This window comes from Streptomyces sp. NPDC088732, from assembly GCF_044751205.1.
In the GTDB taxonomy this organism is placed as follows: domain Bacteria; phylum Actinomycetota; class Actinomycetes; order Streptomycetales; family Streptomycetaceae; genus Actinacidiphila.
Map to the genome: position 1 here is coordinate 76,586 of NZ_JBIVLI010000022.1, position 18,650 is coordinate 95,235.

Annotated in this window: 21 protein-coding genes; 15 read left to right on the forward strand and 6 right to left on the reverse strand. The window is 73.7% G+C overall.

Going from position 1 to position 18,650, the window contains the following annotated elements; genetic code table 11:
- The first annotated feature begins 9 nt into the window (after positions 1-9).
- Entirely contained in the window at positions 10-795 is a 786-nt protein-coding gene (gene yaaA, locus ACIP9H_RS31940; protein WP_401962277.1) for a peroxide stress protein YaaA, read from the forward strand.
- A 67-nt stretch (positions 796-862) separates the two neighbouring features.
- A complete protein-coding gene (gene eda, locus ACIP9H_RS31945; RefSeq protein ID WP_401962280.1) occupies positions 863-1,477 on the forward strand; it encodes a bifunctional 4-hydroxy-2-oxoglutarate aldolase/2-dehydro-3-deoxy-phosphogluconate aldolase in 615 nt (204 codons plus the stop codon).
- A 14-nt stretch (positions 1,478-1,491) separates the two neighbouring features.
- Here eda and ACIP9H_RS31950 read toward each other — a convergent pair whose 3' ends face one another.
- Positions 1,492-1,644, reverse strand: coding sequence for a hypothetical protein (locus ACIP9H_RS31950; RefSeq protein ID WP_401593074.1), 153 nt, complete (start codon positions 1,642-1,644; stop codon positions 1,492-1,494).
- Positions 1,645-1,754: 110 nt separating this feature from the next.
- On the reverse strand, positions 1,755-2,909 hold the full coding sequence (locus ACIP9H_RS31955) for a hypothetical protein (protein ID WP_401962282.1): 1,155 nt from the start codon (positions 2,907-2,909) through the stop codon (positions 1,755-1,757).
- Positions 2,910-3,089: 180 nt separating this feature from the next.
- On the opposite strand from ACIP9H_RS31955, the gene ACIP9H_RS31960 reads away from it, so the two are divergent.
- The 11 genes from ACIP9H_RS31960 to ACIP9H_RS32010 all read left to right on the forward strand — a co-directional run bounded on the left by ACIP9H_RS31960 (position 3,090) and on the right by ACIP9H_RS32010 (position 13,280).
- The gene (locus ACIP9H_RS31960) at positions 3,090-3,977 is read left to right on the forward strand and encodes a Nif3-like dinuclear metal center hexameric protein (protein ID WP_401962284.1); all 888 of its coding nucleotides are present in this window, start codon (positions 3,090-3,092) and stop codon (positions 3,975-3,977) included.
- Positions 3,974-4,717: a zinc ribbon domain-containing protein gene (locus tag ACIP9H_RS31965; RefSeq protein ID WP_401593134.1), complete on the forward strand. Its 744-nt coding sequence runs from the start codon at positions 3,974-3,976 to the stop codon at positions 4,715-4,717. The genes ACIP9H_RS31960 and ACIP9H_RS31965 overlap by 4 nt, the downstream gene beginning before the upstream one ends.
- Positions 4,717-5,898, forward strand: a complete 1,182-nt coding sequence (locus ACIP9H_RS31970) for a bifunctional RNase H/acid phosphatase (RefSeq protein WP_401962287.1) — start codon at positions 4,717-4,719, stop codon at positions 5,896-5,898. The genes ACIP9H_RS31965 and ACIP9H_RS31970 overlap by 1 nt, the downstream gene beginning before the upstream one ends.
- Positions 5,899-6,059: 161 nt before the next feature.
- Entirely contained in the window at positions 6,060-7,001 is a 942-nt protein-coding gene (locus ACIP9H_RS31975; RefSeq protein WP_401593082.1) for an ABC transporter ATP-binding protein, read from the forward strand.
- Complete coding sequence (locus ACIP9H_RS31980) at positions 7,001-7,732, forward strand: ABC transporter permease (RefSeq protein ID WP_401593084.1); 732 nt, start codon at positions 7,001-7,003, stop codon at positions 7,730-7,732. The genes ACIP9H_RS31975 and ACIP9H_RS31980 overlap by 1 nt, the downstream gene beginning before the upstream one ends.
- A 41-nt stretch (positions 7,733-7,773) precedes the next feature.
- Complete coding sequence (locus ACIP9H_RS31985; RefSeq protein ID WP_401593086.1) at positions 7,774-8,988, forward strand: sensor histidine kinase; 1,215 nt, start codon at positions 7,774-7,776, stop codon at positions 8,986-8,988.
- Positions 8,985-9,608: a response regulator gene (locus ACIP9H_RS31990; RefSeq protein WP_401593088.1), complete on the forward strand. Its 624-nt coding sequence runs from the start codon at positions 8,985-8,987 to the stop codon at positions 9,606-9,608. Before ACIP9H_RS31985 ends, ACIP9H_RS31990 begins: the two co-directional genes overlap by 4 nt.
- Before the next feature lie 590 nt (positions 9,609-10,198).
- Positions 10,199-10,873 (forward strand): class I SAM-dependent methyltransferase, encoded by a 675-nt coding sequence (locus ACIP9H_RS31995; protein WP_401593090.1) that lies wholly within the window; start codon positions 10,199-10,201, stop codon positions 10,871-10,873.
- 22 nt (positions 10,874-10,895) lie between these two features.
- Entirely contained in the window at positions 10,896-11,765 is an 870-nt protein-coding gene (locus ACIP9H_RS32000; protein WP_401593136.1) for an N-acetylmuramoyl-L-alanine amidase, read from the forward strand.
- A 128-nt stretch (positions 11,766-11,893) separates the two neighbouring features.
- Positions 11,894-12,730 carry a hypothetical protein gene (locus ACIP9H_RS32005; protein WP_401593092.1) on the forward strand — a complete coding sequence of 279 codons (837 nt, stop codon included), beginning with the start codon at positions 11,894-11,896 and terminating at the stop codon, positions 12,728-12,730.
- Between the two features lie 163 nt (positions 12,731-12,893).
- A complete protein-coding gene (locus ACIP9H_RS32010; protein WP_401593094.1) occupies positions 12,894-13,280 on the forward strand; it encodes a hypothetical protein in 387 nt (128 codons plus the stop codon).
- A gap of 81 nt (positions 13,281-13,361) precedes the next feature.
- Here the strand turns inward: ACIP9H_RS32010 and ACIP9H_RS32015 are convergent, their stop codons facing one another.
- Positions 13,362-13,898 (reverse strand): hypothetical protein, encoded by a 537-nt coding sequence (locus ACIP9H_RS32015; protein ID WP_401593096.1) that lies wholly within the window; start codon positions 13,896-13,898, stop codon positions 13,362-13,364.
- Positions 13,899-14,043: 145 nt separating this feature from the next.
- On the opposite strand from ACIP9H_RS32015, the gene ACIP9H_RS32020 reads away from it, so the two are divergent.
- Positions 14,044-14,331 (forward strand): hypothetical protein, encoded by a 288-nt coding sequence (locus ACIP9H_RS32020; protein WP_360913463.1) that lies wholly within the window; start codon positions 14,044-14,046, stop codon positions 14,329-14,331.
- A gap of 12 nt (positions 14,332-14,343) precedes the next feature.
- On the opposite strand, the gene ACIP9H_RS32025 is transcribed toward ACIP9H_RS32020, so the two are convergent.
- From ACIP9H_RS32025 to ACIP9H_RS32035, 3 genes are read right to left on the reverse strand one after another with little or no spacing between them, the layout of a single operon-like run.
- Complete coding sequence (locus tag ACIP9H_RS32025; protein ID WP_401962293.1) at positions 14,344-15,447, reverse strand: prenyltransferase; 1,104 nt, start codon at positions 15,445-15,447, stop codon at positions 14,344-14,346.
- Positions 15,444-16,181, reverse strand: coding sequence for a class I SAM-dependent methyltransferase (locus ACIP9H_RS32030; protein WP_360913459.1), 738 nt, complete (start codon positions 16,179-16,181; stop codon positions 15,444-15,446). Before ACIP9H_RS32030 ends, ACIP9H_RS32025 begins: the two co-directional genes overlap by 4 nt.
- 43 nt (positions 16,182-16,224) lie before the next feature.
- Positions 16,225-17,556, reverse strand: coding sequence for a glycosyltransferase family 4 protein (locus tag ACIP9H_RS32035; RefSeq protein WP_401962295.1), 1,332 nt, complete (start codon positions 17,554-17,556; stop codon positions 16,225-16,227).
- Between the two features lie 303 nt (positions 17,557-17,859).
- Here ACIP9H_RS32035 and ACIP9H_RS32040 point away from each other — a divergent pair, with 303 nt between their 5' ends.
- A complete protein-coding gene (locus tag ACIP9H_RS32040) occupies positions 17,860-18,480 on the forward strand; it encodes a TetR family transcriptional regulator (protein WP_401593102.1) in 621 nt (206 codons plus the stop codon).
- Positions 18,481-18,650 lie beyond the last annotated feature (170 nt).

Below are 18,650 nucleotides of genomic sequence, written 5' to 3' on the forward strand. Positions count from 1 at the left end.
AGAACCGCCGTGCTCGTCCTGCTGCCGCCGTCCGAGGGCAAGGCCGCTCCCGCCACCGGGAAGGCCGTGGACCTGGGCAGTCTGTCGCTGCCCGGCCTCGCCGCCGCGCGCCGCACGGTGCTGGACGAGCTGGTGGGTCTGTGCGCGGGCGGCGACGCCGACGCCGTCGCGAAGGCCGCCGACGTGCTGGGGCTCAGCCCCGGTCTGCACGGCGAGGTGGCCCGCAACGCCGGGCTGCACAGCGCTCCCGCCCGCCCGGCCGGGCAGATCTACACCGGGGTGCTGTACGACGCGCTGAGCCTGGCGACCCTGAGCCCGGCGGCCAAACGGCGGGCGGCGCGCTCGCTGCTGATCTTCTCCGGGCTGTGGGGCGCGGTCGGCGTCAAGGACGCGATCCCGGCCTACCGCTGCTCGATGGGCGTCAGGCTGCCGGCGACGGGGGCGCTCGGCACGTTCTGGCGGGACGCGATGGCGGACGTCCTGCCGGAGGCGGCGGAGGCCGCCGGTGGCGGCCTGGTGCTGGACCTGCGGTCGGCGGCGTACGCGGCGGCGTGGAAGCCGAAGGGCGCGCTGGCCGGGCGGACGGCGACGGTGCGGGTCGTGCAGGCCGAGACGAGGAAGGTCGTCAGCCACTTCAACAAGGCGACCAAGGGGCGCATGGTGCGCGCCCTGCTGGAGTCGGGCGCCCGGCCGGGCGGTCCGGACGAACTGGCCGGTGTGCTGCGGGAGCTGGGCTTCCGGGTGGAGGTGCAGGGTCCGGGGCGGATCGACGTGCTGGTGACCGACGTCCACTGAGGCGCCGGCGTTGCACGTCTCGCAACGATCGTTGCGCGAGCAGTGCCGCCCCGGCAGCATCCGGGGCATGCTGCTCGATCGCGCGCCCGTGATCCCCGTCGTCGTGCTGGAGGACGCCGCCGACGCGGTGCCGCTGGCCAGAGCCCTGGTGGACGGCGGGCTGCCGGTCGTGGAGATCACGCTGCGCACCCCGGGCGCGCTGGACGCGATCCGGGCCGTCGCCCGCGAGGTGCCGGAGGCCTTCGTCGGGGCCGGGACCGTGGTGCGGGAGGCGCAGGCCGCCGCGGCGGTGGAGGCCGGGGCGCGGTTCCTGGTCAGTCCGGGCTGGACCGAGCGGCTGCTCGGCGCCGCGCGGGCGACGGGGGTGCCCTACCTGCCGGGGGTGTCGACCGCGTCCGAGGTGGTGGCGCTGGCCGAACACGGCGTGACGGAGCTGAAGTTCTTCCCGGCCGAGGCGGCGGGCGGCGCTGCGTACCTCAGGGCGCTGGCCTCACCGCTGCCGGAGGTGCGCTTCTGCCCCACCGGGGGCATCGACCAGGCCCGCGCGCCGGCGTACCTGGCGCTGCCGAACGTCGCCTGCGTCGGCGGGAGCTGGATGGTCCCGCGGGACGCGCTGCGGTCCCGGGACTGGCCCCGCGTCCGCGCGCTGGCGCGGACGGCGGCCGGTCTGCGGGGAGCCTGAACGTTCCGTCCGGCTCAGTCGTCGTCGCCGGAACCCTCCGGTCGGCGGTGCCGGCCGTGCGGTGCGGCGGGTGCTTCCTCCGAGGAGGCGGGGCCGCGGTGGCGACCGTGGAGATCCGCCGCGCTCTCGTGGTTCGCGGCGGGGTTCTCGGTTCGGGAGTCGGACATACGAGGACTCTCTGTCGGTGGCGTACGGGTCGCAGGAACCGTGCCGCCGACGTGCCGCCGTACCAGCGCCCGCCGAAAAGACGGCGCAGCCCCCGGCGGGATCCTACCGGTCATGCCCCGGCCGCCAGCGGCGCCTGCTGCAGCGGCAGCACCGGACTGCCCCGGGACTCCTCCGGCGCGGGCTCCGGGACGGCATCGGGGACGACGGCCAGCGCCGGTGGGACCGGCGCGGGGGCGTCGTACTCGACGATCCCGCAGGGGCAGTGCACGCACGCGTACGGCAGCCGCAGCAGCCCCTGCGGCGACCACATGCCCGTCCCCGCGAGCCAGCCCTCCGGGCCGCTGAGCCAGGTGGCACGGCGCTCCCCCGGCCGCCACACCGCCAGCGACGTGCCGTGCGGGCCGTCGGCGCGCAGCGCCACCGCGCACGACTCGGGCATCAGCACCTGGCCCGGCTGCGCGGCGAACGGGGTGAGGACGGCGTCGGGGACCCGCAGGCACTCGGCGAACCGCATCGGCTGCCTGCTGCCGAGCACGCCCCAGCCGATGCGGTCCTCACCGGTGGCGTCGCTGCGGACTATGAGGAGCCCGCTGTCGGGTTCGGCGAGCAGCAGCCGGTCGTTGCTGTCGTCGGTGATCTGCAGCAGCGGGTTGACCGCGCCGCCGCCCCGCAGGTCCACGGCGACGGTCTTGACCGGCCCGTCCGCCTGGCGGTCCAGGGCGAGCACGCCGCCCGCCCGGTCGAGCCACGCGCCGCCCCCGCAGCGGCCGTGGATCTCCGCGAGCCGGCGCGGCGCGCCGTCGTGGCCGTCGTGGACCAGCCACACCGTGGTGCGGGCGGCCGCCGGGTCGTACGCGAGGGCGAACGCGAGCCCGGACGCGGGCGGCGGCAGCAGCCGCACCTCGGTGCCGGAACCGCCCGGGCCGCCCGGGATCGAGCCGAGCAGCAGTTCGCCGGTGCCGGGGCCGGTCGGGTAGAGCAGCGCGAAGTCGTGCCGGTCGGCGACGCGGCGGCGGATCAGGACGCGGCCGTCGGGCAGCGGCAGCACCTCGGAGCACTCCTCCTCGGGCTGGTTGCCGGGCAGCGGCACGGTGTACGGCTCGGGGCCGCCGAGCGTCCAGCGCTCGGGGTACCAGCCGTCCCCGCCGTCCGGCGTCCGGGTCAGGCACGCGGCGTACGAGCCGTCCGCGGCGATCGTGAACCCGGCCCGCGGCACGGCACCGGAGCCGGTGTCGGTGGCGGTCTCGGTTGCGCAGGCTGTCATCGGTGGGTCACCTCCTGGCCACGACGCTAGTTTTCGTACGCGCAACCGCCCGACACGAGTCGGTGTGCTTCACACATAAGGGTGGCTCTCGTCCCGTTCCGTCGGACTTCGTGCGGTCGGTGTGCTCATGACCAGGCGGGAATTCCAGCCGCCCGGTACCGGCGCGGTAACCTCGACCCCGTGCCGAAACTGTCCGACGTCATCGCCGCCCTCGAAGTCCTCTGGCCGCCGGAGTGGGCCGAGCAGTGGGACGCCGTCGGCCTGGTCTGCGGGGACCCGGACGCCGAGGTCCGGCAGGTGCTCTTCGCGGTCGACCCGGTGCAGGAGGTCGCCGACGAGGCGATCCGCCTGGGCGCCGACCTGCTCGTCACGCACCACCCGCTCTGGCTGCGCGGCACCACCACGGTGGCCGCGACCGGCTTCAAGGGCCGGGTGGCGCACTCCCTGATCAAGAACGACGTCGCGCTGCACGTCGCCCACACCAACGCCGACCGCGCCGATCCCGGGGTCTCCGACGCCCTCGCGGCCGCCGTCGGACTGCGCGTCACCGGCCCCCTGGTGCCGGACCCGACCGACCCGGCCGGACGCCGCGGCGCCGGCCGGCTCGGCGAACTGCCGGAGCCGATGACGCTGGCGGAGTTCGCCGACCGGGCGGCCCGGGGCCTGCCGGCCACGGCGACCGGGCTGCGCGTCGCCGGCGACCCCCAGCGGCAGGTGCGCACCGTCGCGGTGTGCGGCGGCAGCGGCGACAGCTTCCTCGACGACGTGCGCAGGGCCGGGGCCGATGTCTACCTGACCGCCGACCTGCGCCACCACCCGGTGTCGGAGGCGCAGCAGGCGGGGCCCCCGGCGCTCGTCGACGCCGCGCACTGGGCCACCGAGTGGCCCTGGTGCGCGCAGGCCGCGCGCCGGCTCGACGACGTCGCGGAACGCCATGGCTGGGACGTGCGCACCCATGTGTCGCACATCGTCACCGACCCGTGGACGGCCCACGCCCGCGCCGCCGCGCCCACCGCGCATCTTTCGAACGTCCCCTTCGCACCCACGACCTCAGGAGCCCCCCGCTGAACGCCGCGCCCGCAGACCAGATCCGACTCCTCGAGGTCCAGGCACTCGACGCGCGCGTCGCGCAACTGGACCACAAGCGCCGGACCCTTCCCGAACACGCCGAGATCGAGCGCCTGTCCTCCGACGTGGCGCAGCTGCGCGACCTGCTGGTCGCCGCCCAGACCGAGGAGAGCGACACCGCCCGGGAGCAGACCAAGGCCGAGCAGGACGTGGACCAGGTGCGCAAGCGCGCCGTCCGCGACCAGGAGCGGCTGGACTCCGGCGCCGTCTCCTCGCCGAAGGACCTGGAGAACCTCCAGCACGAGATCACCTCGCTGGCCAAGCGGCAGAGCGACCTGGAGGACGTCGTCCTGGAGGTCATGGAGCGCCGCGAGTCCCTGCAGGAGCGGGTGCAGGAGCTGACCGGGCGCCTGGACTCCGTACAGGGCAAGGCCACTGAGGCCGAGACCCGGCGCGACGAGGCCCTGCGCGGCATCGACGCCGAAGGCATGACGGTCACCAAGGAGCGGGAGATCATGGCCGGTTCGGTCCCGGCCGACCTGCTGAAGCTCTACGACAAACTGCGGGCGCAGTCCGGCGGCGTCGGCGCGGCCCGGCTCTACCAGAAGCGCTGCGAGGGCTGCCGGCTGGAGCTGAACATCACCGAGCTGAACGAGGTGCGCGCGGCGGCGGCCGACGCGGTCGTGCGGTGCGAGAACTGCCGCCGCATCCTGGTCCGTACGCCCGAGTCGGGCCTGTAATGGCCCGGACGTTCACCGTCGAGGCCGACGGCGGGTCCCGGGGCAACCCGGGACCCGCCGGGTACGGCGCGGTGGTGTGCGACTCCGCCACCGGCGAAGTGCTCGCCGAGGCCGCGGAGTTCATCGGTACGCACACCAACAACGTGGCCGAGTACCGGGGGCTGATCGCGGGGCTGCGGGCCGCGCGGGCGCTGGACCCCGAGGCGCAGGTGCGGGTGCGGATGGACTCCAAGCTCGTCGTGGAGCAGATGTCGGGCCGCTGGAAGATCAAGCACCCGGACATGCGCCCGCTGGCCGCCGAGGCCCGCGGGATCCTGCCGCCGGCGCAGGTGACCTACGAGTGGATCCCGCGCGAGAAGAACAAGCACGCCGACCGGCTGGCCAACGAGGCGATGGACGCGGGCAAGCGGGGCCGGCAGTGGGAGCCCAGCCGGTCCACGGCCGCCCTGGCCACGGCCGCGGCACCCGCCGCCGCGGCCGCCTCCGCGGCAGCGGCGGACGAGGAACCCGAACCGCTCGGGGAGTCCGACACCGCGGTGGGCTGGGGCGACGCCGACATGGGCACCCCGACCACCTTCGTGCTGCTGCGGCACGGCGAGACCCCGCTCACCCCGGAGAAGCGGTTCTCCGGCAGCGGCGGCACCGATCCGGAGCTGTCGGAGAAGGGGCTGTGGCAGGCGCGCCGGGCGGCGGACCTGCTGGCCGAGCGGGGCACCGTCCAGGCCGTCGTGTCCTCCCCGCTGAAGCGCACCCGGCAGACCGCGGAGATCGTCGCGCAGCGGCTCGGCCTCGACGTGCGCATCGAGGAGGGTGTGCGCGAGACGGACTTCGGCGCCTGGGAGGGGCTGACCTTCGGCGAGGTCAAGGAGCGCTTCCCGGAGGAGCTGACCGCCTGGCTGGCCTCGCCCAAGGTCGCGCCGCCCGGCGGCGAGAGCTTCGCCGCCACCGCGCGCCGGGTCGCCCTGGCCCGCGACAAGATGATCGCGCGTCATGCGGGCCGCACCGTCCTGGTCGTCACGCACGTCACGCCGGTCAAGACGCTCCTGCGGCTCGCGCTGGGCGCCCCGCCGGAGTCGCTGTTCCGCATGGAGCTGTCGGCGGCGGCGTTCTCCGCGGTGGCGTACTTCGCCGACGGCAACGCGTCGGTGCGGCTGTTCAACGACACCTCCCACCTGCGCTGACCGGTCGGCGCCGGGGCCTCCGCGAGGGTCTCGCGGAGGCGCCGCCCGGGCGGCCGGGCTGACGTTCCGTCAATGACGCCGCCACCCATGACATTTGTCCTGGGGAACCGGGTACTTTCCCCTCTGCCCCGGCCCGCCGGCTCCCCCGTACCGTCGTGGGCATGACGACGACTGTGAGCTTCACCCGGGCGGTCAAGACCTTCGGCGCGGTGCGCGCCGTGGACTCGGTGGACCTGGAGATCCGGCGCGGTGAGTCCGTGGCCCTGCTCGGTCGCAACGGGGCGGGCAAGTCCACCTCGATCAGCCTGCTGCTGGGGCTCGACAGCCCGGACAGCGGCGAGGTCCGGCTCTTCGGCGGCACCCCGCAGGAGGCGGTGCGGGCCGGGCGGGTCGGCGCGATGCTGCAGGACGGCCGGCCGATCCCCCGGGTCACCGTGCGGGAACTGCTCACCTTCGTGGCCCGCACCTACCCCGCCCCGCTGCCCGTCGCCACGTCCCTGGAACTGGCCGGGCTCACCGACTTCGCCGACCGCCGGGCCGACCGGCTCTCCGGCGGCCAGGCCCAGCGCGTGCGCTTCGCCGTCGCCCTGGCCGGCAACCCCGAACTGGTCGTGCTGGACGAACCGACCGCCGCCCTCGACGTCGAGGCCCGGCGCGCCTTCTGGGACTCCATGCGGGCCTACGCCGCGCACGGCAACACCATCCTGTTCTCCACGCACTACCTGGAGGAGGCCGACGAGAACGCGGACCGCATCGTGGTCATCGACCGCGGCCGCATCGTCGCCGACGACACCGGCGAGCGCATCAAGCGCGCGGTCGGCGGCAACCTGGTCGCCTTCGACCTGGCCGGCGCCGCCACCGAGGGCCTGCGCCAACTGCCCGGCGTGGTCTCCGTGGAGATCCGCGGCGACCGCGCCCACCTGCGCAGCTCCGACTCCGACGCCACCGTGGTCGCACTCGCCGAACGCGGCATGATCCGCGGCTTGGAGGTCACCGCGGCCAGTCTGGAGGACGCCTTCCTCACCCTCACCGCGAAGGACGCCGACGGCACGCCGGCCGACTCCCCCGCCACCCCGGCCGCCCTGAAGAAGGAGAACGTCTGATGCTGCTCGCCTACGTCACCCTGGAGATCCGCCGCACCCTGCGGGACACCGGCTTCGTGATCTTCGGGATCGGCATGCCCGTCATGATGTACCTGCTCTTCACCAACCTCGGCGTCTCCGGCTCCGAGGAGGACAAGGCCGCCGCCCTGGCCGCGATGATCGGCATGGCCGCGTACGGGGCACTGGGCTCCGCCCTGGCCGCCGGCACCGGCGTCGCCGAGGACAAGGGGCACGGCTGGCTGCGCCAGTTGCGCATCACCCCGATGTCGCCGTCCCAGGTGGTCGTCGGGCGCTGCCTCAGCGGCTCGGTCACCGTGCTCCCCTCCATCATCGCCGTGCTGCTGGCCGGCGGCCTCGTCAACGGCGTCGAGCTGCGGGCATGGCAGTGGGCGGCGATCGCCGCACTGCTGTGGGCCGGCACCGCGCCGTTCACCCTGCTCGGGCTCGGCAACGGCTACCGGCTCACCGCGCAGACCACCGGCGTGGTCAACGTCGCCTGCAACCTGGGCCTGTCCGTCGTCGGCGGCCTGTGGTTCCCCACCTCGCTCTTCCCCGGCTGGCTGCGGGCCGTCTCCCGCTGGACCCCGTCCCACCGCTTCGGGGAGCTCGGCTGGGCCGTCACCGGCGGGACGGCGCCCCACCCGGGCACCGTCGTGGTGCTCGCGGGCTGGACGGCGGTGTTCGGCGCCTACGCGGTCTACGCGTACCGGCGCTCGGCGCGCACCGTGTAATGCATCCCCCGACGGACACGCACGAGAGAGGCGGGACGGCCATGACGGTGACGGAGGAATGCGAGGCGGCACGGGCGCCGTGGACGTCCCGCGCCCGGCGCGCGTGGGAACGGCGCCGCCCGCGCGGCCCGCGCGACATCGCGGAGGAGATCGAGGACCTCAAGGCCCCCACCCCCCTGAGCTTCCTGCCCTGGCTGCTCATGGGCGTGGGCGCGCTGTCCCACCTCCTCCAGGGACAGGCGTCCAACCCCTGGCTCGGCGGACTCGGCCTGCTGGCCTTCAACTCCCTCTACGTCGCCGTGGCGTTCACCGCTTTCAAGCCGCGGGCGGTGGCACTCGGGGTGCCGCGGCTGCTGCTGCTCCCGCTGGGCGCCCTCACGTACGCGCTGGCCATCGGCTACGGCGGCAGCTGGCTGCTGTTCTTCCCGCTGTTCTCGCTGGCCGTCGGGATCGTCGTGCGCGGCCGGTACATGGGCCTCACCCTGGTCGGCCTCGCCCTGTCCGCGGGCCTGGTCTCCGGCTGGCGCAGCGGCGACCTGTGGAACGGCGTCTCCATGGGCTACGGATCACTGATCTCCGGCCTGGTGACGGCGGCGATGCTCCGGCTCTTCGACGCCGTCGCCCAACTGCGCGCCACCCGGCAGGAACTGGCCCGGCACGCCGTCGCCGAGGAGCGGCTGCGCTTCTCCCGCGACCTGCACGACCTGCTCGGCCACACCCTCTCGGTCGTCGTCGTGAAGTCCGAGGCCGCACGGCGGCTCGCCCCGCGCGACATCGACGCCGCGCTCGCCCAGGTCGCCGACATCGAGGCGGTCGGCCGGCAGGCCCTCACCGAGATCCGCGAGGCCGTCACCGGCTACCGCGAGGGCAGCCTGTCCACCGAGCTGGACCGGGCCCGCTCGGCGCTCACCGCGGCCGGCGTCGAGGCGGTCGTCGTGGAGACCGGCCCGCCCCTGCCGCCGCAGACCGAGGCACTCCTGGGCTGGGTCGTACGGGAAGGGGTCACCAACGTCGTACGGCACAGCGGCGCGGCCTCCTGCCGCATCGAACTGGCCAGCGGCGGCGGGCACGTGCGCCTGGAGATCACCGACGACGGGCACGGCGTAGTCTCGGAGCCGACCACCTCCGGTTCCGGCCTGAAGGGCCTCACCGAGCGCCTGGCCGCGGCGGGCGGCTCCCTGCGGGCGGGCCCCGCCGCACGCGCCGGGTTCCGGGTGGTCGCCGAGCTTCCGGTGGAGGAGGAACTGGCCGCATGAGCAGCCCCGACGGTGTCGTCAAGGTCCTGCTGGCGGAGGACCAGGGCATGATGCGCGGCGCTCTCGCGCTGCTGCTCGACCTGGAGGACGACATCCAGGTCGTCGCGCAGGTCGCCGCGGGCGACGAGATCGTGGCCGCCGCGCTGGAGGCCCGGCCGGACGTCGCGCTGCTCGACATCGAGCTGCCCGGCCGCAGCGGGCTCGACGCGGCGGCGGACCTGCGCGAGCGGCTGCCCTCCTGCAAGGTCCTCATCCTCACCACCTTCGGCCGCCCCGGCTACCTGCGCCGCGCGATGGACGCCGGCGCCGCGGGCTTCCTGGTCAAGGACGGCCCCGTCGAGGAACTGGCCGCCGCCATCCGCCGCGTCCTGGCCGGTCACCAGGTCATCGACCCCGCCCTCGCGGTCGCCGCCCTCAGCACGGGGCCCAGCCCGCTGACCGCGCGCGAGCGGGACGTGCTCAACGCGGCGGTCGACGGGGCGACGGTCGCGGACATCGCGACGCGGGTGCGGTTGTCGGAGTCGACGGTGCGGAATTATTTGTCGTCGGCGATTGGGAAGACGGGGACGCGGAACCGCACGGAGGCGGTACGGACCGCCCGCCACAATGGTTGGCTCTGAGTTTTTCCCCCACCCGCCCGCCCGTGTGCCCTGTGAAGTCCGGTCGCCCCGACGCGCGTTGTCGGGGGGCCGGGTGCGGGGCCTCCGGGGCTGCCATTCTGGACAGCACATTTAGGTGCCTCAGGCGCTTGCCATTGAGCACCCAGGTCATGCACCCAAATATGCTCCAGTGTCCAGAACGCCACCCCTCCGACCCCGCCCCCTCCGTCTCGTCATGCGCCTGATCCCCGGTGGGGGGGGCGAGGAGGCGGTCCGGGGTTGGCGCAAGTGCCCATCTGAACCCCCACCGGCCGTAAGCCGCCCCAAGCGACCCGGGAGGGGGTGCGCCGGGGTCCGCCCGTGGGGGCACCTCCCAGCGGTAGCTGGGGGAGACGAGCGGAGACCGCGGTGCGCAGCGCGTTGGCGTAGACCGCGAGCGCCGAGGGGGTCCCCCGGCCGAAGGTTGGGGGAGGACTCCGGAGCGGCGCCGACCCCCACAACGCACGCAGCGCGGGGCCCGCACTTACCGTGCCGGGCTGGGGGCACCCCCGGCCGAAGATTGGGGGAGGGCGGGAGGGCGGGGAAAGAACCCGGGGGAACCGTAGGGCACGATGGGGGGCATGCCCACCCCCCGACCCCGCCCGGACGCGCTGGCCGCGTTCACCGCGGCAAAAGGCTTCATGCCTCCCCACGAGGGCCTCGCCCTCTACTCCGCTGCCGCGGACGCGGCCACCCGCCTGCCCGGGCTGCCCCTGCTGGAGGTCGGCACGTACTGCGGCCGGTCCACGATCCTGCTGGCCGCCGCCGCGCGGGAGGCCGGGACGGTCGCCGTCACCGTCGACCACCACCGCGGCAGCGAGGAGCAGCAGCCGGGCTGGGAGTACCACGACCCGACGCTGGTGGACCCCGAGGTGGGCCGGATGGACACGCTGCCGGCGTTCCGGCGGACGCTGCACGCCGCCGGCCTGGAGGAGTACGTGATCGCGGTCGTGGGCCGCTCCCCGCAGGTGGCCGCGGTGTGGGGGAAGCCGCTGGGCCTGGTCTTCGTGGACGGCGGCCACACCGACGAGCACGCCACGAACGACTACGAGGGCTGGGTGCCGCATCTCGCCGAGGACGGCCTGCTGGTGATCCACGACGTGTTCGAGGACCCCGCGGACGGCGGCCAGGCGCCGTGGCGGATCTACCGCCGGGCCCTGGAGTCGGGGGCGTTCACGGAGGTCTCCGTGACCGGTTCGCTGCATGTCCTGCGGCGTACGGGCCCCGGAGTCCGGCCCGGCCGATAGCATCGCTGACGTGTTCAAGACGATGCGCAACACCGCCGTGGTCGTGACCGCGGCGCTGGTGCCGACATGTGCGGCGGGGTGGCTGGTGTGGGGCGCGACGAGCGGCCCCTCGGACCAGGGGCGCGACCGCGACGTCCCCCTGAGTGCGGCGGCGGTGCAGTCGGCCTCCCCGCACTGGCCCGGGACGTCGGACGCCAAGCCCCAGACCACCAAGCCGCTGGCGGGCCGGGTCGTCGTGCTCGACCCGGGCCACAACCCCACGAACAACCGGCACACCTCCGCGATCGCCCGCAAGGTCGACATCGGCACCGCCCGCAAGGAGTGCGACACCACGGGTACGGCGACCAATGCCGGGTACCCGGAGGCGTCGTACACGCTGGACGTGTCGCGCCGGGCGCGCAAGATCCTGGCGGCGCGGGGGGCGGTGGTGAAGTTCACGCAGGACGGCAACCGCCCGTACGGCCCGTGCATCGACGAGCGGGCCCGGATCGGCAACAACGCGAAGGCGAACGCGGTGGTGTCGGTGCACGCCGACGGTTCGGCGGTCGGCAACCGCGGTTTCCACGTCATCCTGCCCGCCTCCGTGCACAAGGGCGTCGCGGACACCCGGGCGATCGTCAAGCCCTCGCGGCTGCTGGGCACCGCCCTCAAGAACCACTTCAAGGCGGCGACGGGCACGAAGCCGTCCAACTACATCGGCCACGGCACGGGCCTGGACGTCCGCGGCGACCTGGGCGGGCTCAATCTGAGCAGGGTGCCGAAGGTCTTCATCGAGTGCGGCAACATGCGCGACCCGAAGGACGCGGCGCTGCTCTCCAGCGCGGCGTGGCGCCAGAAGGCGGCGCAGGGTATCGCGGACGGCATCACGGCGTACTTGGAGGGCCGTGGGTGAGCGGCAGGTGAGCGTTGGGTCCCGATCCTGTCACCGGGCCGTACCGGGCGCATCTGCCGGCAACACCCCCCATACGATGGGGAACCACGTGGCTAGAGCGACGACGAGACGACTGAGAAGGACCCCTAGTGAATAACCGCTCCCTCACCCGAGGAGACGGCGCGGCGATCGGCGCGGCGCTTGTGCTGCTGATCGCCTCGTTCCTGAACTTCTACACGCTCAAGGGATGCAGCTCCGACGAGTGCGGGGCCGGCGCGTGGAAGAGCGAGCTGTTCCCGCTGCTGCCGTCGGTGCATCTGCTCGGCCTGATCGCCGCGGGTCTGTTCGTCGCCGCGCGCTTCCAGCCCGAGGGCCGCAAGGTACTGGGCATCGGCCTGGAGCAGTGGGGCGCGGTGCTCGCGGTCGCCGCGGCCTGGGACGCGCTGTGGTCGCTGTTCAACGGCCAGGAGGCGTGGGAGCTGGGTGCCGGCGCGTACCTGTCCTTCATCGCCGCCGCCGCGCTGGCCGCGGTGATCCTGCTCTCGCTGCAGGGCCTGCCGGCCCTCAAGGCGGGTCTGCTGCCGGCGCCGCGCCCGCAGCAGCCGCAGGCGTACGGGCAGCAGCCGGGCCAGCCCTACCCGGGCGCCCAGCAGACGGGCCAGACCGGTTACGGCTACCCGGGGCAGCAGGCCGCCCCGGACCAGTCCTTCGGCGGCGGTGCGCCGCAGTACGGCTACCCGCAGCAGGGACAGCCGCAGCAGCCGCAACCGCAGCAGCAGCCCGCGGCGGAGTTCGCGGCGTTCTGGTTCGCGGTGCCGGTGGCACGCCCGCTGTACGCGGAGGACGGCTCGGGCGCCCCGATCGCCGAACTCACCCCGGGCACCTGGTACCTGGCGGTGGACCAGCAGGGCCAGGCCCTCGTGGCCCAGACCCAGGACGGCCGCCGCGGCGTCCTCCAGGACACCGGCGGGATCCAGCGCGGCTGACCCGTACCGGCCCGTTCCACGCCTTCGCCCCACCGGCCGCGCCGGTGGGGCGAAGTGCTTTCCCAAGCGCAGGTAAATAAAACGTATGAATGTTCGTAGGGACCGGTAGGGTTCGCGCCTGTCCCCGATCACACGATCACCACATCTGCATACGGGAATCCCAGTGAACCTCGACTTCAGCGCCGAGCCGCTCTTCTCCTGGTACGTCGTACTCCTGATCGTCAGCGGCGTCACGATGATCATCATGGGCGCAGTCAACTCCGCCGGGGTCAGCGGCGGTTGGCGGGCCTTCAATGTGGCCGCCGGTCTCGCCTTCACCGGCTACGGCATCTACCTCGGATTCATCTTCCACGGCGGTGAGTACTTCATCATCTTCAAGGCGTTCATCCTGCCGGTCCTGGTGGTGATCAACTTCTTCCGCGGGCTGGCCGCCCGGACCAGGGTTCCCGCCGCCCCGCAGCAGATGATGGCGCCGCCGCCCGCGCCGGCCGTGCACGACGCGGCCGACACGGCTCCCGCTCCCGCCGCGAACCCCGCGCAGCAGGGCTGACGCACACCGCGACAGGGCTGTGCCCCGGACCGCACGGTCCGGGGCACAGCCCTGTCGCCCATGGGTCGGCCGGTCGCGGGCTCAGCCGGCCGCGAGCTGGCTCAGCGACGGGACCTGGTCGGTGACCTTGGCCCCGCCCTGCTCGCCCGCGGACTTCACGTTGGTGATGGCGTCCTGGAAGGAGCTGACGACGTCGTCCGTGCCCTCGCCCTTGCGGAGCTTGGACGGCAGGTTCTTCAGCGACTCGATGCCGGCGGTGAGCGGCGCGACCATCTTGGACAGGGTGGGGTCGGCCTTGGCGTTGTTGGAGGCGGCCTTGAGCCTGTTGTAGGCGAACGCACCGGCCAGTCCCGCCTTGACCAGTGCGGTCTTGCGACCGTCGGCGCCCTTCTTGAACTTGCCCGCCCGGTAGGGCTTGACGATCCACTGGTAGGTGGCTCCGGCGGCGAGGCCGGCGTTGGCGACGAAGCGGGTCTTGGCCAGCTTCTGCTTCTGCACCGTGGAGGTCGGGCTCGCGGTGCCGGCGGAGCCGGTGGTGTCGGAGTCGCCGCCACAGGCGGGAACGAGGAGGAGCAGACCCGCCATCAGGAAGGCGGTCAGGACGCGGCGCAGGGGCATGAAGGACTCTCCGGTGGGGGATGCGGTGCGTGATCGCATCCTCACCCGGGGTGCGCGGACCGGCCAGCGCAGGGGGCCATACGGGGAGTCACGCCCTGGCCGGGGAATGACGTTTCAGTCACCCGATCGGGGCAAGACGGCAGCTATGTCCAGACGATATCGCGGCAATCTCGCCGCCACGGTCATCATGGTCGTGGCGGATGTGGCGGCATTCATCCTGATCCTGTGGATCGTGCTGTGGATGCTCGACGCCAACCGGGGGAACGATCTCGTGGAGTGGATCCACGACATGGCGACCTGGCTCGGCGGTTGGGCCCACAACATCTTCTCCCCCGACTCCGCGTGGGCGCGCACCCTGCTGAACTACGGTCTGCCGGCGGCGGTCTACCTCGTCGTCGGGCACGCCGTGGCGGGACGCGTCAACCGGGCCTGAGGCCCGGCCCGCTCAGCCCCCGGAGCAGCAGCCCGCGGCCTCCGGAACGAGCCCGAGCGGAAGCCGTTCCCCCCCGAAGACCGCCGTCGTCGCCTCGTCCCCTCCCAGGGCGGCGACGGCCAGCAGCACGGCGCCCGCGGTCCAGGTGGTCCGCTCCTCCGGCCAGAAGGCCGGGGCGCCGCCCGTTTCCGCATCCCCTTCGAAGACGTACCCGGTCCAGTACAGGCCGTCCTCGGCCCGCAGGTGCTGGATCGCGGCGAGGATCTCCACGGCACGGTCGGACTCGCCCATCGCCCACAGGGCGAGGGCGAGTTCGGCGCTCTCGCCGCCGGTCACCCACGGGTTGGGGACGACGCAGCGCACACCGAGGCCGGGCACGACGAAGTCGTCCCATCGGGACTCCAGGCGGTCCTTGGCGGCCGCGCCGCGCAGCACACCGCCGAGGATCGGGTAGTACCAGTCCATCGAGTAGCGGTCCTTGTCCAGGAACCGCTCGGGGTGGTTCAGCACGGCGTGCCCGAGCGCGCCGGCGGCCAGCTCCCAGTCGGGCTGCGGGTCCTCGCGGTGCTCGGCGACGGCCAGCGCGCAGCGCAGCGCCTGGTACATCGACGAGCAGCCGGTCAGCAGCGCCTCGCGGGGGTAGGTCCCGTCCTCCTCCCGCTTCCAGGCGATCGGGCCGCCCGGCAGCCGGAGCTCCAGCACGTACTCGACCGCCGCGTACAGCACGGGCCACATCCGCTCCAGGAACGCGTCGTCCCCGGTGGACAGGTAGTGGTGCCAGATGCCGACCGCGACGTAGGCGCAGAAGTTGCTCTCCCGGCGCCGGTCGGTGGGCTCGCCCTCGGCGCCGTCGGCGTAGCCGTACGCCGCATACCAGGAGCCGTCCTGGTTCTGCCGGCGGGCGAGCCAGGTGTAGGCCGCGTCGGCGCGGTCGTGCTCGCCGGCGGCGTCCAGCGCCATGGCGGCCTCGACGTGGTCCCACGGGTCGAGGTGGCCGCCGTCGAACCACGGCAGCGCGCCGTCGGGCCGCTGCACCGCGAGGATGCCGGCGACGGTGGCCGCCGCCTGTTCCGAGGTCAGCACGCCGGGCAGGACGAGGTGTTCGGTCCGCCTCACGCGTCGACGCCCGCCTTCGGCGCGTGCGGCTTGGTGGCGTACGCGACGAAGCTCTTGCCGATCAGCGGGTTGAGCGCGTTCTCGGCGAGGCGGGTGGCCAGCGGCTTCTTCATGATGTCCCACACCAGCAGCTTGTGGTACAGCTTCACCGGCAGGGCCTTGTCGTTGTCCACGCCGACCGCGCACTTGATCCACCAGTACGGGGAGTGCAGCGCGTGCGCGTGGTGAGTGCCGTAGGGGCGCAGGCCCGCCTCGCGGATCTTCCCGAGCAGTTCGTCGGCCCGGTAGATGCGGATGTGGCCGCCCTCGACCTCGTGGTAGGCGTCGGACAGCGCCCAGCAGACCTTCTCGGGACCGTAGCGCGGCACCGTCACGGCGAGCAGGCCGCCCGGCTTGAGGACCCGCACCATCTCGGCGAGCACGCCCTTGTCGTCCGGGATGTGCTCCATGACCTCGGAGATGATGACCCGGTCGAAACTGTCGTCGGGGAAGGGCAGGTTGAGCGCGTCGCCCTCCATGGCGGTGGCGGTCGCGCCCGCCGGGGCCTCACCGGCCTCCTTCATGGCGGCGAACCACTTGGCGACCTCGCGGATCTCCTCGCCGTTGCGGTCCAGGGCGACCACGTCCGCGCCGCGCCGGTAGCACTCGAAGGCGTGGCGGCCCGCGCCGCACCCGAGGTCCAGGACGCGGTCCCCCGCGGCGAGGGGGAACCGGGAAAAATCGACGGTCAGCACGGAGCGTCGCCTCTCTCTTGCGGCGGTCGTGTGCGGCGCGGCATCAGATCCGCGCCGCCTGCGTGGCGGGAGTGCGTGCGGCGCCGGGCCCCGGGCCGCCGGCGGCCTCGATCACCGCGCGGTAGTGCTCGGCGGTGCCGATGGCGGCCCGTTCCCAGGTGAAGCGGGCCAGGACGCGCTCCCGGCCGGCGCGGCCGAGGCGGCGGCGCAGCCCGGAGTCGGCCAGCAGCCGGCCGAGCGCCGCGGCCAGCGCGCCGGGGTCGCCGGGCGGCACGGCCAGGCAGGTCTCCCCGTCGGGTCCTGCCACCTCGGGGATGGCGCCGCCGGTGGTGGCGACCAGCGGTGTGCCGGTCGCCATGGCCTCGGCGGCCGGCAGCGCGAAGCCCTCGTACAGCGACGGCACGCAGGCGACCTGGGCGCTGCGGACCAGGTCGACGAGTTCCGCGTCGCTGATGCCCTTCACGAACCGCACGGCGCCGGACAGTCCGAGGCGTGCGATGGCGGCGGCGACCGGGCCGTCGTCGGCGCGCTTGCCGACCACGACGAGGTGCGCGTCGGGCTGCTCGGGGCGGACCTCGGCGAGCGCCTCCACGAGGTGGATCAGGCCCTTGAGCGGAACGTCGGCGCTGGAGGTGGTGACGATCCTGCCGGGCACCTCGGGCACCGACGGGTCGGGCGAGAACAGCCGGGTGTCGGCGCCGATGTGCACCACGTGCACCCGGTCCTCGCGCACCCCGAGGTGGTCGACGATCTCCCGGCGGGAGGTGCCGGAGACGGTGAGCACCGACGGCAGCCGGCGCGAGACCCGCCTCTGCATCCGCGTGAAGCCGTACCAGCGGCGCACCGAGGCGCGGCGCTTCCAGCCCTGCGCGGCGTCGAGTTCCAGTTGCCGGTCGACGGTGATCGGGTGGTGGATGGTCGTCACCAGCGGTGCGCCGAGCGCGCCGGGGCCGCCGAGCAGGCCGTAGCCGAGCGTCTGGTTGTCGTGGACGACGTCGAAGGCACCGCGCCGGGCGGCCAGATGGCGGCGGGCCCGCAGGCTGAAGGTGAGCGGTTCGGGGAAGCCGCCGGTCCACATCGTGGCGACCTCGAGGGCGTCGACCCAGTCGCGGTACTCGCCGCGCCCCGGCGTGCGGAAGGGGTCCGGCTGGCGGTAGAGGTCCAGGCTCGGAAGTTCGGTGAGGGTCACTGAGCCATCGGGGTCGTCCACGGCGTCCAGGACGGGGTAGGGCTGGGCGCCGATCACCTCGACGCTGTGGCCCAGCCGGGCGAGTTCGCGGGACAGATGGCGGACGTAGACGCCCTGGCCCCCGCAGAACGGGTTCCCCTTGTAGGTGAGCAGCGCGATCCGGAGCGGCCTGGCCTCTGCGGTCACTCACGGCCCCCTTATCGCTGCGCTTCGGCCGGAGCGTAGCCGCCCGCCCCTTGCTAGAACAAGTTCCAGATTCGGTTACTCGGGAGTTGCCCGAGAGCTTGAAGATACCTGCCCCGGCGCGGGTGCCCTTTGCCGGGACAGGTGATTCGCGCCACTGTGCGCGAGCCCGCCCCGGCACGGGGGCGGCGGGGGCTGCTGACGGGGCTTCCGGCCGGGTCCGGCGGGGGCGGGACAGCCCGCCACGGATGGGGAGCGCGCGGTAATCTGGGGTGAATCCCCGCGCCGCACACCGGATTGGGCCAGATGACCGCAGCTCCCCAGCCGTCCGCGGTGCCGCTGACCGAGCGTCAGGAAGCCCGCCGCCGCCGCATCCTGCGCGCCAGCGCGGCGCTCGCCGGCCGGGGCGGCTTCGACGCCGTGCAGATGCGCGAGGTCGCCGAGCGGTCGGACGTCGCCCTGGGGACGCTGTACCGCTACTTCCCGTCGAAGATCCACCTGCTCGTCGCCACGATGCAGGACCAGCTGGAACGCCTCCACGAGGCGCTGCGCAAGCGCCCGCCCGCGGCCGCCGGGCCGGCGGACCGGGTGGCGGAGACGCTGATGCGGGCGTTCCGCGCGATGCAGCGGGATCCGTACCTCGCGGACGCGATGGTGCGCGCCCTGACCTTCGCCGACCGCTCGGTCAGCCCCGAGGTGGACGCGGTGTCACGGCTGACGACGGAGATCATCCTCGACGCGATGCGGCTGGAGGGGCCGCCGGGCGCGGAGTTGCTGTCCGCCATCCGGGTCATCGAGCACACCTGGCACTCGGCGCTCGTCACCTGGCTCTCGGGCCGCGCCTCGATCGCCCAGGTCAGGACCGACCTGGAGACCGTGTGCCGGCTGATCGACCTGACCGCCCCCGCGGAGGCGGCGGCCGGCTGAGCGCGGTGCGCGCGCGAAGGCACCGCTGACACACCGGCGGAAACCGGCGCACTCCGGAACTGATACCCGTTCCAGTCCTGACGGCCCGCCGGTGGACGGGGCCCGGTCGTTTACGCGGCGGTATGAGCCGTTCCGGTAAGGGCATTGTGAGGGCCGTGTGAGCATCGCCG

Bases quoted from the DNA above. Each gene is read 5' to 3' on its own strand.
- ACIP9H_RS31970 (WP_401962287.1), top strand. From the start codon at position 4,717: ATGGCCCGGACGTTCACCGTCGAGGCCGACGGCGGGTCCCGGGGCAAC.
- ACIP9H_RS31990 (WP_401593088.1), top strand. From the start codon at position 8,985: ATGAGCAGCCCCGACGGTGTCGTCAAGGTCCTGCTGGCGGAGGACCAG.
- ACIP9H_RS32020 (WP_360913463.1), top strand. From the start codon at position 14,044: ATGTCCAGACGATATCGCGGCAATCTCGCCGCCACGGTCATCATGGTC.
- ACIP9H_RS32015 (WP_401593096.1), bottom strand. From the start codon at position 13,898: ATGCCCCTGCGCCGCGTCCTGACCGCCTTCCTGATGGCGGGTCTGCTC.
- ACIP9H_RS31955 (WP_401962282.1), bottom strand. From the start codon at position 2,909: ATGACAGCCTGCGCAACCGAGACCGCCACCGACACCGGCTCCGGTGCC.
- ACIP9H_RS31950 (WP_401593074.1), bottom strand. From the start codon at position 1,644: ATGTCCGACTCCCGAACCGAGAACCCCGCCGCGAACCACGAGAGCGCG.
- ACIP9H_RS31985 (WP_401593086.1), top strand. From the start codon at position 7,774: ATGACGGTGACGGAGGAATGCGAGGCGGCACGGGCGCCGTGGACGTCC.
- ACIP9H_RS31975 (WP_401593082.1), top strand. From the start codon at position 6,060: ATGACGACGACTGTGAGCTTCACCCGGGCGGTCAAGACCTTCGGCGCG.
- ACIP9H_RS32040 (WP_401593102.1), top strand. From the start codon at position 17,860: ATGACCGCAGCTCCCCAGCCGTCCGCGGTGCCGCTGACCGAGCGTCAG.
- eda (WP_401962280.1), top strand. From the start codon at position 863: ATGCTGCTCGATCGCGCGCCCGTGATCCCCGTCGTCGTGCTGGAGGAC.
- ACIP9H_RS31995 (WP_401593090.1), top strand. From the start codon at position 10,199: ATGGGGGGCATGCCCACCCCCCGACCCCGCCCGGACGCGCTGGCCGCG.
- ACIP9H_RS31980 (WP_401593084.1), top strand. From the start codon at position 7,001: ATGCTGCTCGCCTACGTCACCCTGGAGATCCGCCGCACCCTGCGGGAC.
- ACIP9H_RS32000 (WP_401593136.1), top strand. From the start codon at position 10,896: ATGCGCAACACCGCCGTGGTCGTGACCGCGGCGCTGGTGCCGACATGT.